The sequence below is a fragment of the Neptuniibacter sp. genome, from assembly GCF_024231755.1.
In the GTDB taxonomy this organism is placed as follows: Bacteria; Pseudomonadota; Gammaproteobacteria; order Pseudomonadales; family Balneatricaceae; genus Neptuniibacter.
Map to the genome: position 1 here is coordinate 1 of NZ_JAAEQH010000172.1, position 16,080 is coordinate 16,080.

14 protein-coding genes are annotated in these 16,080 nt (G+C 46.4%); 2 read left to right on the plus strand and 12 right to left on the minus strand.

Annotated elements, in window-relative coordinates; translation table 11 throughout:
* From GY843_RS09215 to GY843_RS09225, 3 genes are all read right to left on the minus strand, one after another.
* Positions 1 to 447 (minus strand): TRAP transporter small permease subunit (locus tag GY843_RS09215; RefSeq protein WP_297308831.1); only part of this gene is annotated, 447 nt, incomplete at its 3' end.
* A 66-nt stretch (positions 448 to 513) separates the two neighbouring features.
* On the minus strand, positions 514 to 1,590 hold the full coding sequence (locus GY843_RS09220) for a TRAP transporter substrate-binding protein (RefSeq protein ID WP_297308833.1): 1,077 nt from the start codon (positions 1,588 to 1,590) through the stop codon (positions 514 to 516).
* Positions 1,591 to 1,945: 355 nt separating this feature from the next.
* On the minus strand, positions 1,946 to 2,458 hold the full coding sequence (locus GY843_RS09225; RefSeq protein ID WP_297308835.1) for a PepSY domain-containing protein: 513 nt from the start codon (positions 2,456 to 2,458) through the stop codon (positions 1,946 to 1,948).
* A 250-nt stretch (positions 2,459 to 2,708) separates the two neighbouring features.
* Here GY843_RS09225 and GY843_RS09230 point away from each other — a divergent pair, with 250 nt between their 5' ends.
* Entirely contained in the window at positions 2,709 to 3,563 is an 855-nt protein-coding gene (locus tag GY843_RS09230) for a MoxR family ATPase (RefSeq protein ID WP_297308837.1), read from the plus strand.
* Between the two features lie 9 nt (positions 3,564 to 3,572).
* Positions 3,573 to 4,748 (plus strand): VWA domain-containing protein, encoded by a 1,176-nt coding sequence (locus GY843_RS09235; protein WP_297308839.1) that lies wholly within the window; start codon positions 3,573 to 3,575, stop codon positions 4,746 to 4,748.
* A 77-nt stretch (positions 4,749 to 4,825) separates the two neighbouring features.
* Here GY843_RS09235 and GY843_RS09240 read toward each other — a convergent pair whose 3' ends face one another.
* The 9 genes from GY843_RS09240 to GY843_RS09280 form a co-directional block, all read right to left on the minus strand.
* Positions 4,826 to 7,609, minus strand: a complete 2,784-nt coding sequence (locus GY843_RS09240) for a hypothetical protein (RefSeq protein ID WP_297308841.1) — start codon at positions 7,607 to 7,609, stop codon at positions 4,826 to 4,828.
* Between the two features lie 639 nt (positions 7,610 to 8,248).
* A complete protein-coding gene (locus GY843_RS09245; RefSeq protein WP_297308843.1) occupies positions 8,249 to 8,707 on the minus strand; it encodes a glycine zipper 2TM domain-containing protein in 459 nt (152 codons plus the stop codon).
* A 12-nt stretch (positions 8,708 to 8,719) separates the two neighbouring features.
* Complete coding sequence (locus GY843_RS09250; protein ID WP_297308845.1) at positions 8,720 to 9,835, minus strand: phosphatidylserine/phosphatidylglycerophosphate/cardiolipin synthase family protein; 1,116 nt, start codon at positions 9,833 to 9,835, stop codon at positions 8,720 to 8,722.
* Positions 9,836 to 9,981: 146 nt separating this feature from the next.
* A complete protein-coding gene (locus tag GY843_RS09255; RefSeq protein ID WP_297308847.1) occupies positions 9,982 to 11,757 on the minus strand; it encodes an ABC transporter ATP-binding protein in 1,776 nt (591 codons plus the stop codon).
* A 117-nt stretch (positions 11,758 to 11,874) separates the two neighbouring features.
* Entirely contained in the window at positions 11,875 to 12,111 is a 237-nt protein-coding gene (locus tag GY843_RS09260; protein ID WP_297308850.1) for a DUF465 domain-containing protein, read from the minus strand.
* Between the two features lie 130 nt (positions 12,112 to 12,241).
* Positions 12,242 to 13,798 carry a PAS domain-containing methyl-accepting chemotaxis protein gene (locus GY843_RS09265; RefSeq protein WP_297308852.1) on the minus strand — a complete coding sequence of 519 codons (1,557 nt, stop codon included), beginning with the start codon at positions 13,796 to 13,798 and terminating at the stop codon, positions 12,242 to 12,244.
* A gap of 131 nt (positions 13,799 to 13,929) precedes the next feature.
* Positions 13,930 to 14,247 (minus strand): BolA family transcriptional regulator, encoded by a 318-nt coding sequence (locus GY843_RS09270; RefSeq protein ID WP_297308854.1) that lies wholly within the window; start codon positions 14,245 to 14,247, stop codon positions 13,930 to 13,932.
* Positions 14,244 to 15,623: a DUF3422 family protein gene (locus GY843_RS09275; RefSeq protein WP_297308855.1), complete on the minus strand. Its 1,380-nt coding sequence runs from the start codon at positions 15,621 to 15,623 to the stop codon at positions 14,244 to 14,246. The genes GY843_RS09270 and GY843_RS09275 overlap by 4 nt, the downstream gene beginning before the upstream one ends.
* A 27-nt stretch (positions 15,624 to 15,650) precedes the next feature.
* Positions 15,651 to 16,016, minus strand: coding sequence for a hypothetical protein (locus GY843_RS09280; RefSeq protein WP_297308857.1), 366 nt, complete (start codon positions 16,014 to 16,016; stop codon positions 15,651 to 15,653).
* Positions 16,017 to 16,080 lie beyond the last annotated feature (64 nt).

Sequence of the window (16,080 nt, forward strand, 5' to 3'; positions counted from 1 at the left end):
CATGGCAAAAAAGGCAAACGGAATAACAGATTTAATAATCCAGCGATAAGGCAGTCCGCCTGGATCGCCGGACATTTCACCCAGCTCAAAAGATTCGCGGGCGAAATCAACCCCGTACCACGCCACCAGCGCACAGAACGGAATCAGAAGAATAAGAGTACAGATCATATCGATCAGCGCTTTGGTTTTAGCACTGAGGCGTTCATAGATCAGGTCAACACGTACGTGACCACCTGCTCGCAGTGTATAAGGCACACCCAGCAGAAAAACCGAGGCATATAGGTGCCATTCAAGCTCCTGCATCCCTATGGAGACATCATTAAAAACATAACGCATCACAACATCGATAAAGACGTTGAAAAGCATAAGTACAAACAGGACGGCAGAGATCTTACCCAGAATATCTGAGAAGCTGTTGATCACCTGCTCAAGTCTCAATAGAAACATGCTAGCTCCTGAAAGGTTGGAAAAGATGGTTGGCACCAGAGCGGTGCCAACCGGTCAAACAAGGTATTACTTAGACAGGCTGTTCAGGTAAGCCTTATCAGAGATATCAGTCCAAGCACGTGCTTTCTTCATGTACTCAGCCTGAGAGTCCAGGATCTTCTTAGCCAGAGGATCAGATGCTGCTTTCTCAGCCAGCAGTTCATCGTTAGCTTTACGCATCGCTGCAGTTACTTCTGCAGGGAAAGATTTAACCTGGATATTCGGGAACTCTTTCTTCATGCTATCCCAGTTAACCGCAGACTCATGGTAAGACTGGATGTACATGTCGTAAGCGGCTGTACGCATCGCAGTTTTCAGGATCTGCTGTAGATCAGCTGGTAGACGCTCATACTTTTTCTTGTTGATCAGGAACTGCAGCTCAGTCGCTGGCTCATGCCAACCTGTGTAGTAGTAAGGCGCGATTTTGTGGAAGCCCATACGCAGGTCAAGAGAAGGACCTACCCACTCCAGTGCATCGATAGTACGACGTTCCAGAGCTGTGTACAGTTCACCCGCTGGGATGTTAGTCGGCTTAGCACCTAGTTTCGCCAGTACTTCACCCGCGAAACCTGGAATACGCATCTTCAGGCCTTTCAGGTCATCCAGAGAGTTAATCTCTTTCTGGAACCAACCACCCATCTGGTTACCTGTGTTACCACCTGGGAAGGACATCAGGTTGAACTTACCGTAAACCTCATCCATCAGTTCCTGACCACCACCGTAGTAGAACCAACCGTACTGCTCAGGCGCAGTCATACCGAATGGCATGGTAGTGAAGTACAGCGTATTAGGCACTTTACCCTTCCAGTAGTAGGAAGCAGAGTGACCCATGTCATACTGACCGGAACGAACCATGTCGAAAACACCCAGTGGTGCTTTGTGCTTGTTCTTGGAATCGATAGTAATCTTCAGGCGACCGTTAGACATTTTGTCTGCCAGTGCAGCCATGTTTTTGGTTGCGTCACCAAAAACCGGGAAATTCGTTGGCCAGGTTTCTGCCAGCTTCAGTCGGTAAACTTTATCAGCTGCCATCGCTGGGCTAGCCAGAACCGCTGTACATGCAGCAGCAGTAACAAGCGTTTTTGCGTATTTCATTTTAAACATTTTTATTATCGTCCTATGTCTGCATTAACCTTCGAAAGCACGAAGGCAACCGTCAAATAAGGGGGTCGCTCTGAAGAAAAGATCTCCTGTTCATCCCATTGCGACCACAAGCAACATCCACTGACTTATATCAGCCTATAAAGTTTGGCACAGGAAGGAACTTTGCCCAATTGGGGATACTGCGCAATAAGCTGCGGAAGACTACGTAGAAAGAAAGAACTGACTCTACGTAGTTTTACGGATAAGTGAGAGAAAGGTTGGGATGTGTAATGGGATTAGGCTTATGGTTGGCTAAAAAGAAAAACGCCAGCATAGTTGCTGGCGTTTTAAGTATGTTCTTTCTTAGAGAAAACGCTTAGCGACGCTCATCTTCTTCAAGACCGATTTCCCATTTCTCAATAGAAACTTCAACGATCTTACCAGTAACGGCACTAACCTCTACTTTGGTTTCAGCATCGTTTTTACCTTCTACGTCAAACTCGTAGACAGGCTGGCCATCAGCTTTAATTTCATACTCAACCTCTTCAATCTCACCTGGATAGGCAGCTAAAGCGATCTCAGCAGCTTTTTTCTCATCAATTTTTGCCATCTTGGCAAAAGTAGCTTCATCTGCAGCTTCTACTTCACTTTCCTGCTGGATGATTTTCCCGGTAGCAACATCACAGGTGAATTCCCACTCTTTGCCATCAGCATCAACCAGTTCAACTGCAAAAACATCTTTGCCGTTGGTTTCCAGTGCTTCCAGCTTAACCAGATCACCATCTTTCACTCCGTTGATCGCTGTTACACAGCCTTCAACATTACCCGCGTAAACCTGTGGAGCAGAAATCGCAGCAGCAACTAAAGAAACAGCCAGTAATTTTTTCATAATCTAACTAAGCCTCTATTACTTTTTAATAGTAAGTTTTAAATCTGCTGCAATAATACACCGCATCCGGGAAAATTTCCCGGATCCCCCTGCATCCATCTGATATATATCAAAAAATTTATAACTATGAGTTAACGATTTAAACCTCATGATTCTTTTTGAAACCCAATCAAAAGAAAAATGACACTATCCTATACACCCATTTTCCCTTAAATTATTCATTAACAATTGAAGTTTTCTGGAGAATACAATGCAGTTTCAGGGTACAGAGCGTTACGTCGCTACCGACGATCTTCAAATGGCAGTGAATGCAGCAATCACTCTGGAGCGACCTCTGCTGATTAAAGGGGAGCCAGGAACAGGCAAAACTATGCTTGCCGATGAGGTAGCTGCCGCTTTAGGTAAAAAACTGTTGCGCTGGCATATCAAGTCCACCACCAAAGCTCAGCAGGGTCTGTACGAATATGATGCGGTATCCCGCCTGCGCGATTCCCAACTGGGTGACGAGCGGGTTCACGATATTAAGAACTACATCAAGCAAGGGATGCTATGGCAGGCGTTCCAGTCAGATGAACAGGTGGTTCTTCTGATTGATGAAATTGATAAAGCCGATATCGAGTTCCCGAATGATCTGCTGGTCGAACTGGATAAGATGGAGTTCAGTGTTTACGAAACCGGAGAGCAGATTCAGGCAAAACACCGCCCTATTATTATCATCACCTCAAATAACGAAAAAGAGCTGCCCGATGCGTTCCTGCGCCGCTGCTTTTTCCACTATATCCAGTTCCCGGATCGCGACACTATGCTGGATATCGTCAAGGTTCATTACCCAAATCTGCAGAACGATCTGGTCAAAGAGGCTTTGGAGATCTTTTTTGATGTACGCTCGGTCAACGGCCTGAAAAAGAAACCCTCCACTTCTGAGTTGATCGATTGGCTGAAACTGCTGATGGCCGATAACATCCCTGAAGATATTCTGCAGAACGCTGATACCAGCAAAGCAATACCCCCGCTACATGGAGCATTGCTGAAAAACGAGCAGGATGTCCACATGCTGGAGCGACTTGCCTTTATGTCACGCCGTGCTCAGCGCAACGGTCAGTAAGCTGTAGCCATGCTGATCGATTTCTTTAACACCCTGCGCAAAGCCGAAGTGCCAGTAACCATAAAAGAGTTACTGGTTTTGCTGGAAGCGCTACAGAAGAAAATCGCCTTTGCCAGTCTGGACGACTTTTACCTGCTATCCCGCGTCTGCCTGGTTAAAGACGAGAAACACTTTGATCGCTTCGACCGCGCATTTGGTCACTACTTCAAGGGCCTCGGCGATATCAAACTGTTTCCTGATGATGAGATACCCGAAGACTGGCTCCGTTCAGAATTTCTGAAAAACCTCTCAGAGGAGGAGAAAGCCCAGATCGAAGCACTGGGAGGTTTGGACAAACTACTAGAAACTCTCAATGAACGGCTTAAAGAACAACATGACCGCCATGCTGGAGGCAGCAAGTGGATAGGCACTGGCGGGACCTCCCCTTTCGGGCATAGCGGATATAACCCTGAAGGTATTCGTGTCGGCGGCGAAAGCCGACACAAACGCGCAGTCAAAGTGTGGGAGAAACGTCAGTTCCGTAATCTGGATGATCAGGTAGAGCTGGGCACTCGAAATATGAAGGTTGCCCTACGTAAACTAAGAAAGTTTGCCCGGACCGGCTCCGCTGATGAACTAGATCTAGACGATACTATTCGCTCTACTGCTAATAATGCAGGCTTGCTTGATATCAAGATGGTGCCGGAACGGCATAATGCCGCCAAAGTTCTGCTATTTCTGGATATCGGCGGCTCGATGGACCCGCATATTCATCTTTGCGAACAGCTATTTTCTGCTGCAAAAACTGAGTTTAAGCACCTGGAATACTTCTACTTTCATAACTGCGTCTATGAGAGGTTGTGGCAAGACAACCGCCGCCGTTTCGATAATACGGTAAGCACTCTCGATGTGCTGCACACTTATGGCAAAGATTACCGGGTGATATTTATCGGTGATGCCGCGATGTCCCCTTACGAGCTTTTCAGCCGTTATGGCAGTGTTGAGCATATGAACGAGGAAACTGGGCAGGCCTGGTTACAAAGGGTGCTTGATACCTGGGAAAAAGCGGTCTGGCTCAACCCGACTCAGGAATATTCCTGGAAATACACCCAGACAACCCAAGCAATTAAAGAACAGCTTGATGATCATATGTACCCTCTCACGTTGGAAGGTCTGGAAAACGCTATAAGTTATCTTTCCAAATAGCTAGGCAATAATCACCAGAACTTACCCACAAAAAAGCCCACCTTGAAGGTGGGCTTTAATCTATTACACAGTTATCGTTAGATCAGAATATCATCAGATGTTGTCATATCGTTGATACCCGCTAGATCAATACTTTGATCACCTTCAACGTATCCACCATCAGTGCTGTCATCGAAGAACAGAGCTGCATCACCTTCAAACTCTTCCATCGGTGGCTCTTCACTCGCGTGGTTCTCGATAGAATCGAAGCTTAATAGTTCCTCTTCAACCTGCTCCCCATTCGCATCATATTGGTAAGTATTACCTTCTGCGTCTACGAAGTAGCCTGAACCATCTGCGAAAGTTGCGCCGAACGATCCATCACTGTTGCTCCAGCTGCTGGAACCATCTGCATTCCAGGTATTGCTGTTACCCTGACCATCAGACCAGCTACCGGAGCCATCGGAATTCCAAGTGCTGGAGCTGCCATCAGCATAGTGTGCTTCACCATTACCTTCGGCATCATTATAACCGTAGCTACCATCAGCATTTCCCCATTCGCTAGAACCATCAGCATTCCAGCTGTAGTGGTTGCCGTAAGCATCAGTACAAGAGCCACTACCATCTGCACCCCAAGTACTTACGCTGCCATCAGCATACTGCGCACCACCGTTTCCTTCAGCATCACTCCAGCCTGCTGAGCCATCTGAACTACCCCAAGCGTAAGCACCATCTGCTGACCACTCATTGTAGTTACCCTGACCATCACTCCAGCTGCCAGAGCCATCTGCATTCCAAGTGCTGGAGCTACCATCAGCGTAGTGTGCAGATCCATTGCCTTCGGCATCATTGTAACCGTAGCTGCCATCTTCACTGCTCCAGCTGGATGAGCCATCAGCATGCCACTCGTTGCTATTACCCTGACCATCAGACCAGCTACCTGAGCCATCTGCATTCCAAGTGCTGGAACTACCATCCGCATAGTATGCAGAACCATTGCCTTCGGCATCATTGTAACCGTAGCTGCCATCTTCGCTGCTCCAGCTGGATGAGCCATCAGCATGCCACTCGTTGGTGTTACCCTGACCATCAGACCAGCTACCTGAACCATCGGCATTCCAGGTGTACAGGCTGCCATCAGCGTAATAGGAGTAACCATTACCTTCCGCATCGCTGTATCCGTGGCTGCCATCAGCACTAGTCCAGCTATTGGCGCCATCGGCTGACCACTCGCTGCTATTGCCCTGACCATCTGTCCAACTTCCTGAGCCGTCGGCATTCCAAGTGGAGCTGTAACCATCTGCGCTAGTGTAGCTACCTGAACCATCTGGGTTGATCACTTCTACTGAGCCATCAGCGTAAGTGTATGTAATGGAGCCGTTTTCATCTTCGGATACTTCAACGTCATCACCATAGTAAGGTTCTTCGTCGTGCTGTATCTCGTCGATAACGTTGCCTTCAGCGTCAGTTGCTACGTATTCACCTGCAGCATTTACCGACTCTGTGCTACCGTCTGGGTAGGTTACTGACCAGGAACCATCTGCCGCATACTCGCCATGAGTACCATCCGGGTTGCTCCAGCTACCAGAACCATCAGCATTCCATGTAGAACTGTAACCATCTGCTCCGGTATAGCTGCCGGAACCGTCTGGGTTCTGTACCTCTACCGAACCATCCGCATAAGTGTAAGTAATGGTGCCATTTTCATCTTCAGAGACTTCGACGTCATCATAGTAAGGCTCTTCGTCGTACTGCATCTCATCGATAACATTACCTTCTGCGTCAGTTGCTACGTATTCACCTGCAGCATTTACCGACTCAGTACTACCGTCTGGGTAGGTTACAGACCAGGAACCATCTGCCGCATACTCGCCATGAGTACCATCCGGGTTGCTCCAGCTACCGGAACCATCAGCATTCCATGTAGAACTGTAACCATCTGCACCGGTATAGCTGCCAGAACCGTCTGGGTTCTGTACTTCTACCGAACCATCCGCATAAGTGTAAGTAATAGTGCCATTTTCATCTTCAGAGACTTCTACACCATCAATAGAGTATGGCTCTTCGTCGTAAGACTGTTCGTCGGCAGTTTCTTCAACGTAAGTCTCTTCTTCATGAGCCTGTTCGTCGGCTGGCTCTTCATCCTGAGTCTCTTCACCAATCACGTTGCCTTCCGCGTCAGTCGCAACGTACTCACCCGCAGCATTCATAGATTCTGAGCTACCGTCTGGGTATGTTACTGACCAGGAACCATCTGCGGCATACTCGCCATGAGTACCATCAGGATTGCTCCAGCTACCAGAACCATCGGCATTCCAGGTTGAACTATAGCCGTCTGCGCCGGTATAACTGCCGGAACCGTCTGGGTTCTGCACCTCTACCGAACCATCCGCATAGGTATAAGTGATAGTGCCTGTTTCATCTTCAGAAACTTCAACTTCGTCACTGTACTGTGGTTGTTCGTTGTAGTTTCCTTCTTCGATAACATTTCCCTCAGCATCAGTGATAATGTACTCACCTTCAGCGTTCATTGATTCTGTAGTTCCATCCGGATGGGACATGGTATAAGAACCATCCGCGAAGAATTCACCAGAAGCCCCGTCAGCATTTAGCCAATAACCAGAACCATCAGCGTTATAATGACCCTCGTTACCCATTGAGTCTCCCCAACCGCTTGAGCCATCAGCGTTCCAATAGTAATAAAAGCCGTCAGTTCCTTCATAGAAGCCAGAGCCGTCTGCATTCCATACTTCCTGACTGCCATCAGCGTAAACCACGCTGCCAGAACCATCTGGGTAATTAGTTTCTACGCTGCCATCTTCGTGAGTGATAGTTTCAACTTGATCTTGAGTGTCTGCTGCTACAACTGAAGTATTCATCATTCTTTTCCTTTTTATAGGTACTACTCAGCCAATCAACCGTTTAAGAAAGGGTTAAGGGGTAAACTGGCCAAAAAATATAAATATCGATTTGATTCTTATGAACGACGCTCGTCCGGAATAGGAATCAGTTGATATCGATTGGTTAAGATGAAGCCCATTGAAGAGCAGATTCGTGCTGCGCTGATTAGCGCAAATTTTTGCAAGGTATGATTAAGGTTCATAATGCACCGTCCAATGTAATCATTGATAGTTCAAGAGCTTTAATCCCGGCCAAGGGAACTTTGAACTACGCACTCCAACATTTCGTTAGAGCAAGATGCTAAGAGGCAGTTGGCAATCTGCCCCAATCAATTTACAGGTTCATACTAGCAGGGTTAAACGAATTAAAAATGTGAGCACGGTCACAAAAGGAAAGTTTTTTTTAAAATAAAACACAATAAAATTAAAAAAATACTGATATTCAGATAGTTAAAATACAAATAAAACCAAGTAAAAATTTTAACTGTTTAACCGCAGATCAAAATTCAAACAACAGTAAACATTAAATCCAAACAAAAAACCGCAGAAAGGCTCTCACTACCAAACCTATTTTGTTCTGACCTTAGTGCGGTATTCTCGCTCTCTTAATACGTAACTCTTTTAATATGTGACCCTGGCCGTACCACCATGGCTCAAAATCCGTACTCTATCTCCGGCGGCAAACATAGGACCATTACCCACTTCCTGAACAATAGAGATCAAACGTCCACTATTGAGCTGAACTGTAATTTCCTGGCCTTGAGCTCGGGTCATCGCTTCCTCTGCAGACTTACCGGCAATACCACCAGCCACGGCACCTACAACAGTCGCAATGCTTTTACCTTTACCGCCACCAATATTACTCGCCGCTATTCCACCCACAACAGCACCGGTGCCCGCACCAACACCACTTGCAGTTCCCTCAATAACAACAGGAACGGCAGACTGCACAATTCCGTACTCTACTTGTTGTACCTGTCGCGCTTCACTGCGGGAATAAGTTGTACCACTCAAGTTACTGGCACAACCAGAAAGCACCATAGTTGCCAGTAATGTAGTCACCAATGCGATACTTTTCATTGTTAAACCCTCTTATCTAATCTTAAGCACCAAATGGCTGATCCAAGCCCATATCACTTCTTTCAATTTACGGTGCCAAGGACGCTTCGCCCACTCTTCATACGTAATCTCCTGACAATGGTGCAGATCACTATGAAATACCTCAGTCATCTGCTGCACGACAGGCGCATCATCAAGTTCAATATTGGCTTCCAGATTCCAACGCAGATTCCAGTGATCCAGATTACAGGAACCTAATGTGCCCCACTGGTCGATTACCGACATCTTCGCATGAAGGAAACGGGGCTGATACTCATAAATTCGGATGCCCGACTTCAGCAAACGTCGGTAGTAGCGCTTAGAAGCATGAAAGACCCAGGGCTGATCCGTATAAGGACCAGCAATGATCAAACGCACATCCACTCCTCTTTTTGCCGCGCGTCGCAAAGCATAACGCATGGAAAATGAGGGCAGGAAATAAGCTGTCATCAGCCAGATTTTATCCTGTGCATTGTTAACCCTGTTGAGGAAACTAACCTTTATATCCTGCTGGTAGAACCCCTGTACCGTTCTAACTCGGACACGGGTATCCCCTTTTTCCTCAAGAGTACCGCCAGCAGATAACAGTTGCGCCGTACAACGCTGCCAGAGCTGGTTGTACATATTTACCAGATCGGTAACCACCGGCCCTTCGATACGAGCCATCAGCTCATGCCAGGGACAACCCTGTTCTTCTGCTAACCAGTATACATCGCTTAACCCTGTACCTCCGATGAACGCTACTTTCTGGTCTACAACCAGCAGCTTACGATGATCACGGGCAAAGTTACGGGTGAACTTACTCAGGTGCAGAGGGTTATATACAACGATCTCAACACCAGCGCTCTGCAAGCGTTGACGGTCTGCCTTAGAAAAACGATAGGAACCAAAATCATCGATGATCAGTTTAGCCATCACACCACGTTGAGCAGCATGGACTAATTCTTCTACAAACTTTCCAGCGACAACCCCAGATGTAACAAAGTAAAACTCAAGCAGCAGGCTGTATCGCGCCTTCTTGATCTCATCGAGCATGACAGGAAAGAAATTCTCCCCATCAACTAATAGCTCTATCTTGTTACCATCACGCCACGGAAACTGCTTTCGCATTAATAAGGCCTGCTTACACTCATTTCATTACCTCTGATTCCCGATTGAACGCTCCAGGCTGGAGGCAATTTTTGTTCTCAGCAAGGCCTTATGAGCGGAGTTTAGCTAGCGAATACTAACGAAGCTGAGGAAAAAATGGCCCCAGTCTACTGATACTCACCGTAAAGCCTTGTGTATAAACCGTTACTGTTGATTAACTCATCATGCCCACCCTGCTCACATATTTTTCCATCTTCAAATACATAAACATGATCAGCCTGTTTAACTGCACTCAGGCGATGCGCAACGATGATAGTGGTACGACCACGCAAGAACTCCTGTAAAGCCTGGTGCAAAGCGAACTCGGTTTCTGTATCAAGGGCGGAAGTTGCCTCGTCCAGAATCACAACTTTCGGATCGCTTAATACCATTCTAGCCACTGCCAGACGTTGTCGCTGGCCACCAGACAGACGAATACCCTGACGACCTACTATCGTGTCCAGACCATCCTCAAGCTCTTTTACAAACTCAGACAGCTGCGCGACATCCAATGCTTGCCATAGTTCTGATTCGGAAAACTCACGCCCCATCATCAGATTGCTGCGGATAGTGCCATTAAACAACACAGGTTGTTGCAATACCGTTGCAACGTGCTCCCTTACACAAGGTAAACCTACCTCTTTAACAGAAATATCATCAAAGAAGATCTCGCCCCTCTCCGGCGGGTACAACCCCAGAAGCACCTGAACAAGCGTAGATTTGCCCCCACCGCTGGCGCCAACAAGAGCGATCTTTTGCCCGGCGATAATATCCAGGGACACGCCTTTGAGTACCTCTTGACCCTCTTCATAGGAGAAATGGATATCCTGCATGCGGATAGAAACGGTTTTCTTATCAGCAAAAGGATTATGCAGAGCGGGATACTCAGGTTCCTCACCTAACGAGATAAGTGAGTTGATCCGCTTCAAAGCGGCTTTGGCAGCAAAGAAGCTGTATTGAATACCAAGCACCTCTTGCACCGGCCCCATCATAAACCAGAGGTAGCCAAACACGGCCATCATCTCACCAATGGTGAGATCAGAGAAAACCACCATCAGCATAGACAGGGCCCTGAACAGATCCACCCCTACCATAAACAGGATGAAGCTCATTCTGTTTGCCGCATCGCTTTTCCATTCGAACGCTGTTGAGCGGTCACGCACATCCTTAGCATTATCAATCAATCGAGACAGGTAATGCTGCTCACGATTGCTGGATCGAATCTGCTGAATTCCATCCAGTGTTTCGGTCAGCGCCGCCTGAAAGACCTCAAATGCTTTGTTTTCTTTGCCCTTAAGGTGCTTAACTTTTTTGGCAATTGATCGGGAAAAGTAGATAACAACGGGGTTCAGAAACAGAATAAACAGCGCCAATTGCCAGTGCATCCATAACAAAATGATCGCTGTACCGATGATAGATAAAACCGCAATCAGCAAGCGGCTTAAGGAACTACCGAGAAAACGATCGATGGTATCCAGATCTGTAACAAAGTGAGATGCAACAGAACCACTGCCCAGTGTTTCGTATTCCGCCATAGAGATTCGTTGTAAACGCTGCAGCAGACCTTTGCGGATTCGGTAGGTAACATCTTTTGAAATGATGGTGAACTGACGGGCTTGCCATACATTAAGAAGCAAAGCCACTACTCTTAACACCACAGTGATAAACAAAATAGCTGATATATACAGCACCGGTCCCTGCCAGGATTCAGGGAAAAGCGGATTTAGGGTTTCGACAACCTTGCCCGGTGCTTCGAGTAATACCTCATCAACCAGCAAAGGCATAAATAGAGGCAAAGGAACGGAAGCTAATGCAGCAACAAACGCAATAAGGTTGGCTTTGATCAACTCATTACGGTGCTCTAACGCAACCCGAAAGATATATTTCCAGCTATAGTGTTTCATCCGATTACCAAAACAGAATCTATAGCTGAATTATACGCATCAATATCTGTTGCAGATGCAAAAACGCAAACAAAAAAGCCCGCAAATAGCGGGCTTTCTTCATCAATAGCTTAACTTTTAAGCTTGTAACATCGCGAAAAGCTCGTCCTTCAATTTCAGACGTTTAAACTTAGCTTTTTCCTCTGTCGCTGTGCATACCGGCTCAATTTCTGATTCCATACGCTCAACATCTTTCGTCACCTGATGGTATTCCTCAAACAGACGTGAGAAATGCGCGTCCTGCATTTTCATCTCATGAATACGTTCACGGTGCTCTGGAAATTCATGGATCAGATCATGATGCTCAATTGGCATTTTCGTCCCCTCTTCTCTTCTTTTTCATCTTGTTGACTTTAGTCTCCTCCTACCGACCCGGTAAAACATTGACAGGTATCAACTCTGCTCACTAAGAAAAGAAAAAAATGAAATTAGGCAAAAACAACCATCACACGCTTACACTCTGAACAATAGTTTTAGAGGTTTCAGCCAATTTCACAGAGGATGATTCCGTTTGCTGAGCGGCAAACTGAGCCACCTGTGCAGCTTCCTGAATAGAAGCAACATTTCGCATAAGCTCCTCAGAAGCCGAACTCTGTTCAGTCGATGCTGTTGCAATCATCGCACTCATATCTGCGATATTTCCAACACTTGAACGGATCTTTTCCAAAGCATCTCCGGCATGCCCGGCTTTCTCCACACAACTTTCGGCTGCTGTTTGACTGGCAGCCATCATTGTCATCGCTTGCGCGGCTTCACCCTGCAGCTCAGAAATCGTGTCGTAAATTTCTTTAGTAGACGATTGAGTACGTTTAGCCAATTCACGAACTTCATCCGCTACTACCGCAAAACCACGGCCTTGCTCACCTGCACGAGCCGCTTCAATAGCGGCGTTTAGTGCTAGCAAATTCGTTTGATCTGCAATTTCAGCAATGACAGACGTTTTAGAGCCAATCTCTTCGGTAGCAATTCGAAGACTTTCAATTTGCTTAGCTGCTCTTTCAACATCACGTGCTAACTGGTGAATTGAATCAATGGTACCGTTCACTACGGTTTGCCCATCTTGAGCAATTTCATTCGCAACCTGAGTTTCATCCGAAGTTGTATTGGCGTGCTGAGCAACCTCCTCTATTGCGTGAGAGAGCTCTTTGATATGCACCGAAACATTTTCAACTTCCACTGCCTGTTGCTCTATAGCCTGATTAGCTTGTCGGGCAATCTCAATCGTACTGGTACCCTGATCTGCCAACTCTTTAGCGGAATAGGTAACACGAGCATTAGCTGAACGAATACGTGCCTGCTCAACTTGTGAAGCTAAGTACACTGATCCTGCTTCACTAACAGAGTTGGCATACATCTCTTCTAACACGTTGGAATCAAGCACACGTTTGGCTCGTGATCTTAAGTAGCGTAAGGGGCCTAACTGGCTACGAGAGAAAAGTAGCGTAAAGATAAGGGTGAATACACTGACACCGGTAGTAATCATCCCATCCCAATCTGTGATCCAACCAGCTGCAACAGGGATAAGCATCATTGTCACAAGCAGAAGGTAGATACGTGACTGAATGGAAAGGTCATGATAGCTAAGGCGTGCACGCTTATTATTTAAGCGGTTATATACAGCTTGAGCACGTGTGACTTGCCCTTTGCTTGGCACTGTCCGAACCGACTGATAACCGATGGTGCTGCCGTTTTCCACTATTGGAGTAACATAAGCATTCACCCAATAGTAAGCGCCATCTTTACAACGGTTTTTGACGATACCAATCCAAGGCTTGTTTTCTTTCAGCTTATGCCAAAGATCACCAAAGACGGCTGGCGGCACATCTGGATGCCTAACCATATTATGAGACTGACCAATTAGCTCTTCCCTGCTAAAACCGGATATCTCTTCAAAAGCATCATTTACAAAAGTGATCTGGCCTTTAAGGTCCGTGGTCGAGATCAGTGGAGTGTCATTGCTAAACGTTTTTTCACTATCCGTAATGGGAAGATTCTTTTTCATTACAGGCTCTTTATTCTTTTACTTTTACCATACAGGAAAACCCGAATATATCGGGAAAAGCTTATAAAATAAAGCATGAAAAACTATGAAAAATAATAAGTTACCAAATGATAAAAATCCTCACGATAACATTACTTATCTGCTTTTGAACCACCCATACAATTAGGGGAAGGCATAACTTTCTGTTCACGCTCTTGCCATTCCTGCTGGGTAAACAGATGCATGGAAAGGGCATGAATGGGGTTCTGCATTTCATTACTGAGTAAGCCAAATATCAGCTGATGGCGCTGTACCATACGCTTGCCAGCAAAATCTTCGGAAACCAGTGTGACCTTGAAATGAGTATCCATGGCTGGGCCAGAGTGCATATGGCTCTCGTTTTCAATATTCAGGTAGTCGACACCCAGGCCCGCTTCCAGCTTCTGTTTGATTACTGCTTCAATACTCATTTTTTGTCTTTACTCTCTTCTGTCTGGCTTTGTGCAATCTGGTTTGCTTCTGCTTGAGCCACCTGATCTGTTGCCATTTTCAGGAAATGTTTATGGATCTTACGCGTGGTCAGTGCGACTAAACCGATAACCACAGGTACAGAGATCCCCAGAACCAGATCTTTATTTACGTCAATGCCAGAATTATACAACGCATCCAGCAGATACTTGATCAAACCAATGGTGTAATAACTGATTGCTGCTACAGATAAACCTTCTACTGTGTGCTGCATCATCAACTGCACTTTTGACCGTTGATCCATTGAAGCCAGCAGCTCCTGGTTCTGCGATTGAATCGAAAGCTCAACACGGGTGCGCATCATCTCAGCAACACGATCAATACGACGTGAAAGATCCTCAAGGCGGTTACTGATCGCCTCACAGGTTCGTACAGCCGGAGTCAGTCGACGAGTCATAAACTCGGTCACGGTTAAGTGCCCGGATACTTCATCCTCACGAAGTTCCTCAAGACGCTTAATGACCAAGTCATGGTAGGCATAAGTTGCACTAAACCGGAACGTGGCACGCGCTCTGCAGTCTTCCACCCAGGACGCCATATCGGTTAATCGTGCTAATAGTTCCTGTTCATCTATGTCTGAACTGTGAGCTAAGTGATCTGTAATATCCGCCAGACGCTGGTCCATATCCCCCAATGTAGGGTTTATATCACGCGCAACCGGCAGTGAGAGCAACGCCATCAAACGATAGGTTTCAATCTCCATGATTCGCTGGGTCAGACGACCTAACTGGCTATCACTCATCTGTTTGTTGTAGACAAGGAAACGTCCAAAACCATCACTATGCATCTGGAATGTTGTCCAGACACGCGCATCACCATCTTGCGGGCTACTACCTACCAGGCGCATACCTTCGAAGAAACGCTTTACTAATGGCAGGTTCAGTTCGTGAGTCTGTCGTGCATCCTCAATCGCCACATGGAAAGCAGAAATCACAGTCCCCGGTATGCCACTCAGCCACTCTTCAGGTAGAGGCGTTAAACCCGTTACATCAAATGGGTTACCACCTTGTTCAATATCGGTATTGATAAAGGTGTAAGTAGCAAACTCCATGTGCTTTTCACGACGCACCCGAAGCTTGCCAAAATCAACGTGGTAACAAGCTTCATCACATAGCGGAGGTTCAACACCAAAATGTTGATAGAGCGTTTTGAGATGTTCGAACTGTTCTACACTCTGCTCAGGTGTGCACATAACCGCAAGGTGCGTAACCCTGGCAGGGCTAGGAATTACCTGAAAAGGTCGGGAGTGCAGTTCACTGTACAACCGATCTCGCATCGGATGCATCTGTAAGCCATGTGGATTAACCGGTTGTTCCATTCAAACTCTCCGCACAGATTCCTAAAACTAAATATCTTCCAAAGTCGCCAGCATCAAAGGCTGTTTACTCAGATCCAATGCCATTATCTGGTGATGCACATCAAACCACTGCTGAAAGGTTGCGAACGTAAGTTCATGGGGCCAGTGATCGCCCAGCTCATCCCAAGCCGAAAGCTCATTGTGAAAGATATCCAACCAAGTACTCTGCAGTGCTTTTTCAAAGTCAGCTTCAGTGGTCACCTCATCAATAAGGTAAACGGTTCCCTCTCTACGCTGCTCTTCCAGTGACAAAGACTGATGCAAACCATCTGCATCCACATTCAGGTTATTAGTCCAGTCAACAAAGGGCTGGCAAGGCAGTACAACAAATGCTGAACGGTTCAGCAGCTTCATGGTTCTTATCCTTAGCTTCAGATATACTCTCGAATTACTATAAACTTCAACATCTTATACAGCA

Bases quoted from the DNA above. Each gene is read 5' to 3' on its own strand.
- GY843_RS09220 (WP_297308833.1), bottom strand. From the start codon at position 1,590: ATGTTTAAAATGAAATACGCAAAAACGCTTGTTACTGCTGCTGCATGT.
- GY843_RS09225 (WP_297308835.1), bottom strand. From the start codon at position 2,458: ATGAAAAAATTACTGGCTGTTTCTTTAGTTGCTGCTGCGATTTCTGCT.
- GY843_RS09230 (WP_297308837.1), top strand. From the start codon at position 2,709: ATGCAGTTTCAGGGTACAGAGCGTTACGTCGCTACCGACGATCTTCAA.
- GY843_RS09235 (WP_297308839.1), top strand. From the start codon at position 3,573: ATGCTGATCGATTTCTTTAACACCCTGCGCAAAGCCGAAGTGCCAGTA.
- GY843_RS09240 (WP_297308841.1), bottom strand. From the start codon at position 7,609: ATGATGAATACTTCAGTTGTAGCAGCAGACACTCAAGATCAAGTTGAA.
- GY843_RS09245 (WP_297308843.1), bottom strand. From the start codon at position 8,707: ATGAAAAGTATCGCATTGGTGACTACATTACTGGCAACTATGGTGCTT.
- GY843_RS09250 (WP_297308845.1), bottom strand. From the start codon at position 9,835: ATGCGAAAGCAGTTTCCGTGGCGTGATGGTAACAAGATAGAGCTATTA.
- GY843_RS09255 (WP_297308847.1), bottom strand. From the start codon at position 11,757: ATGAAACACTATAGCTGGAAATATATCTTTCGGGTTGCGTTAGAGCAC.
- GY843_RS09260 (WP_297308850.1), bottom strand. From the start codon at position 12,111: ATGCCAATTGAGCATCATGATCTGATCCATGAATTTCCAGAGCACCGT.
- GY843_RS09265 (WP_297308852.1), bottom strand. From the start codon at position 13,798: ATGAAAAAGAATCTTCCCATTACGGATAGTGAAAAAACGTTTAGCAAT.
- GY843_RS09270 (WP_297308854.1), bottom strand. From the start codon at position 14,247: ATGAGTATTGAAGCAGTAATCAAACAGAAGCTGGAAGCGGGCCTGGGT.
- GY843_RS09275 (WP_297308855.1), bottom strand. From the start codon at position 15,623: ATGGAACAACCGGTTAATCCACATGGCTTACAGATGCATCCGATGCGA.
- GY843_RS09280 (WP_297308857.1), bottom strand. From the start codon at position 16,016: ATGAAGCTGCTGAACCGTTCAGCATTTGTTGTACTGCCTTGCCAGCCC.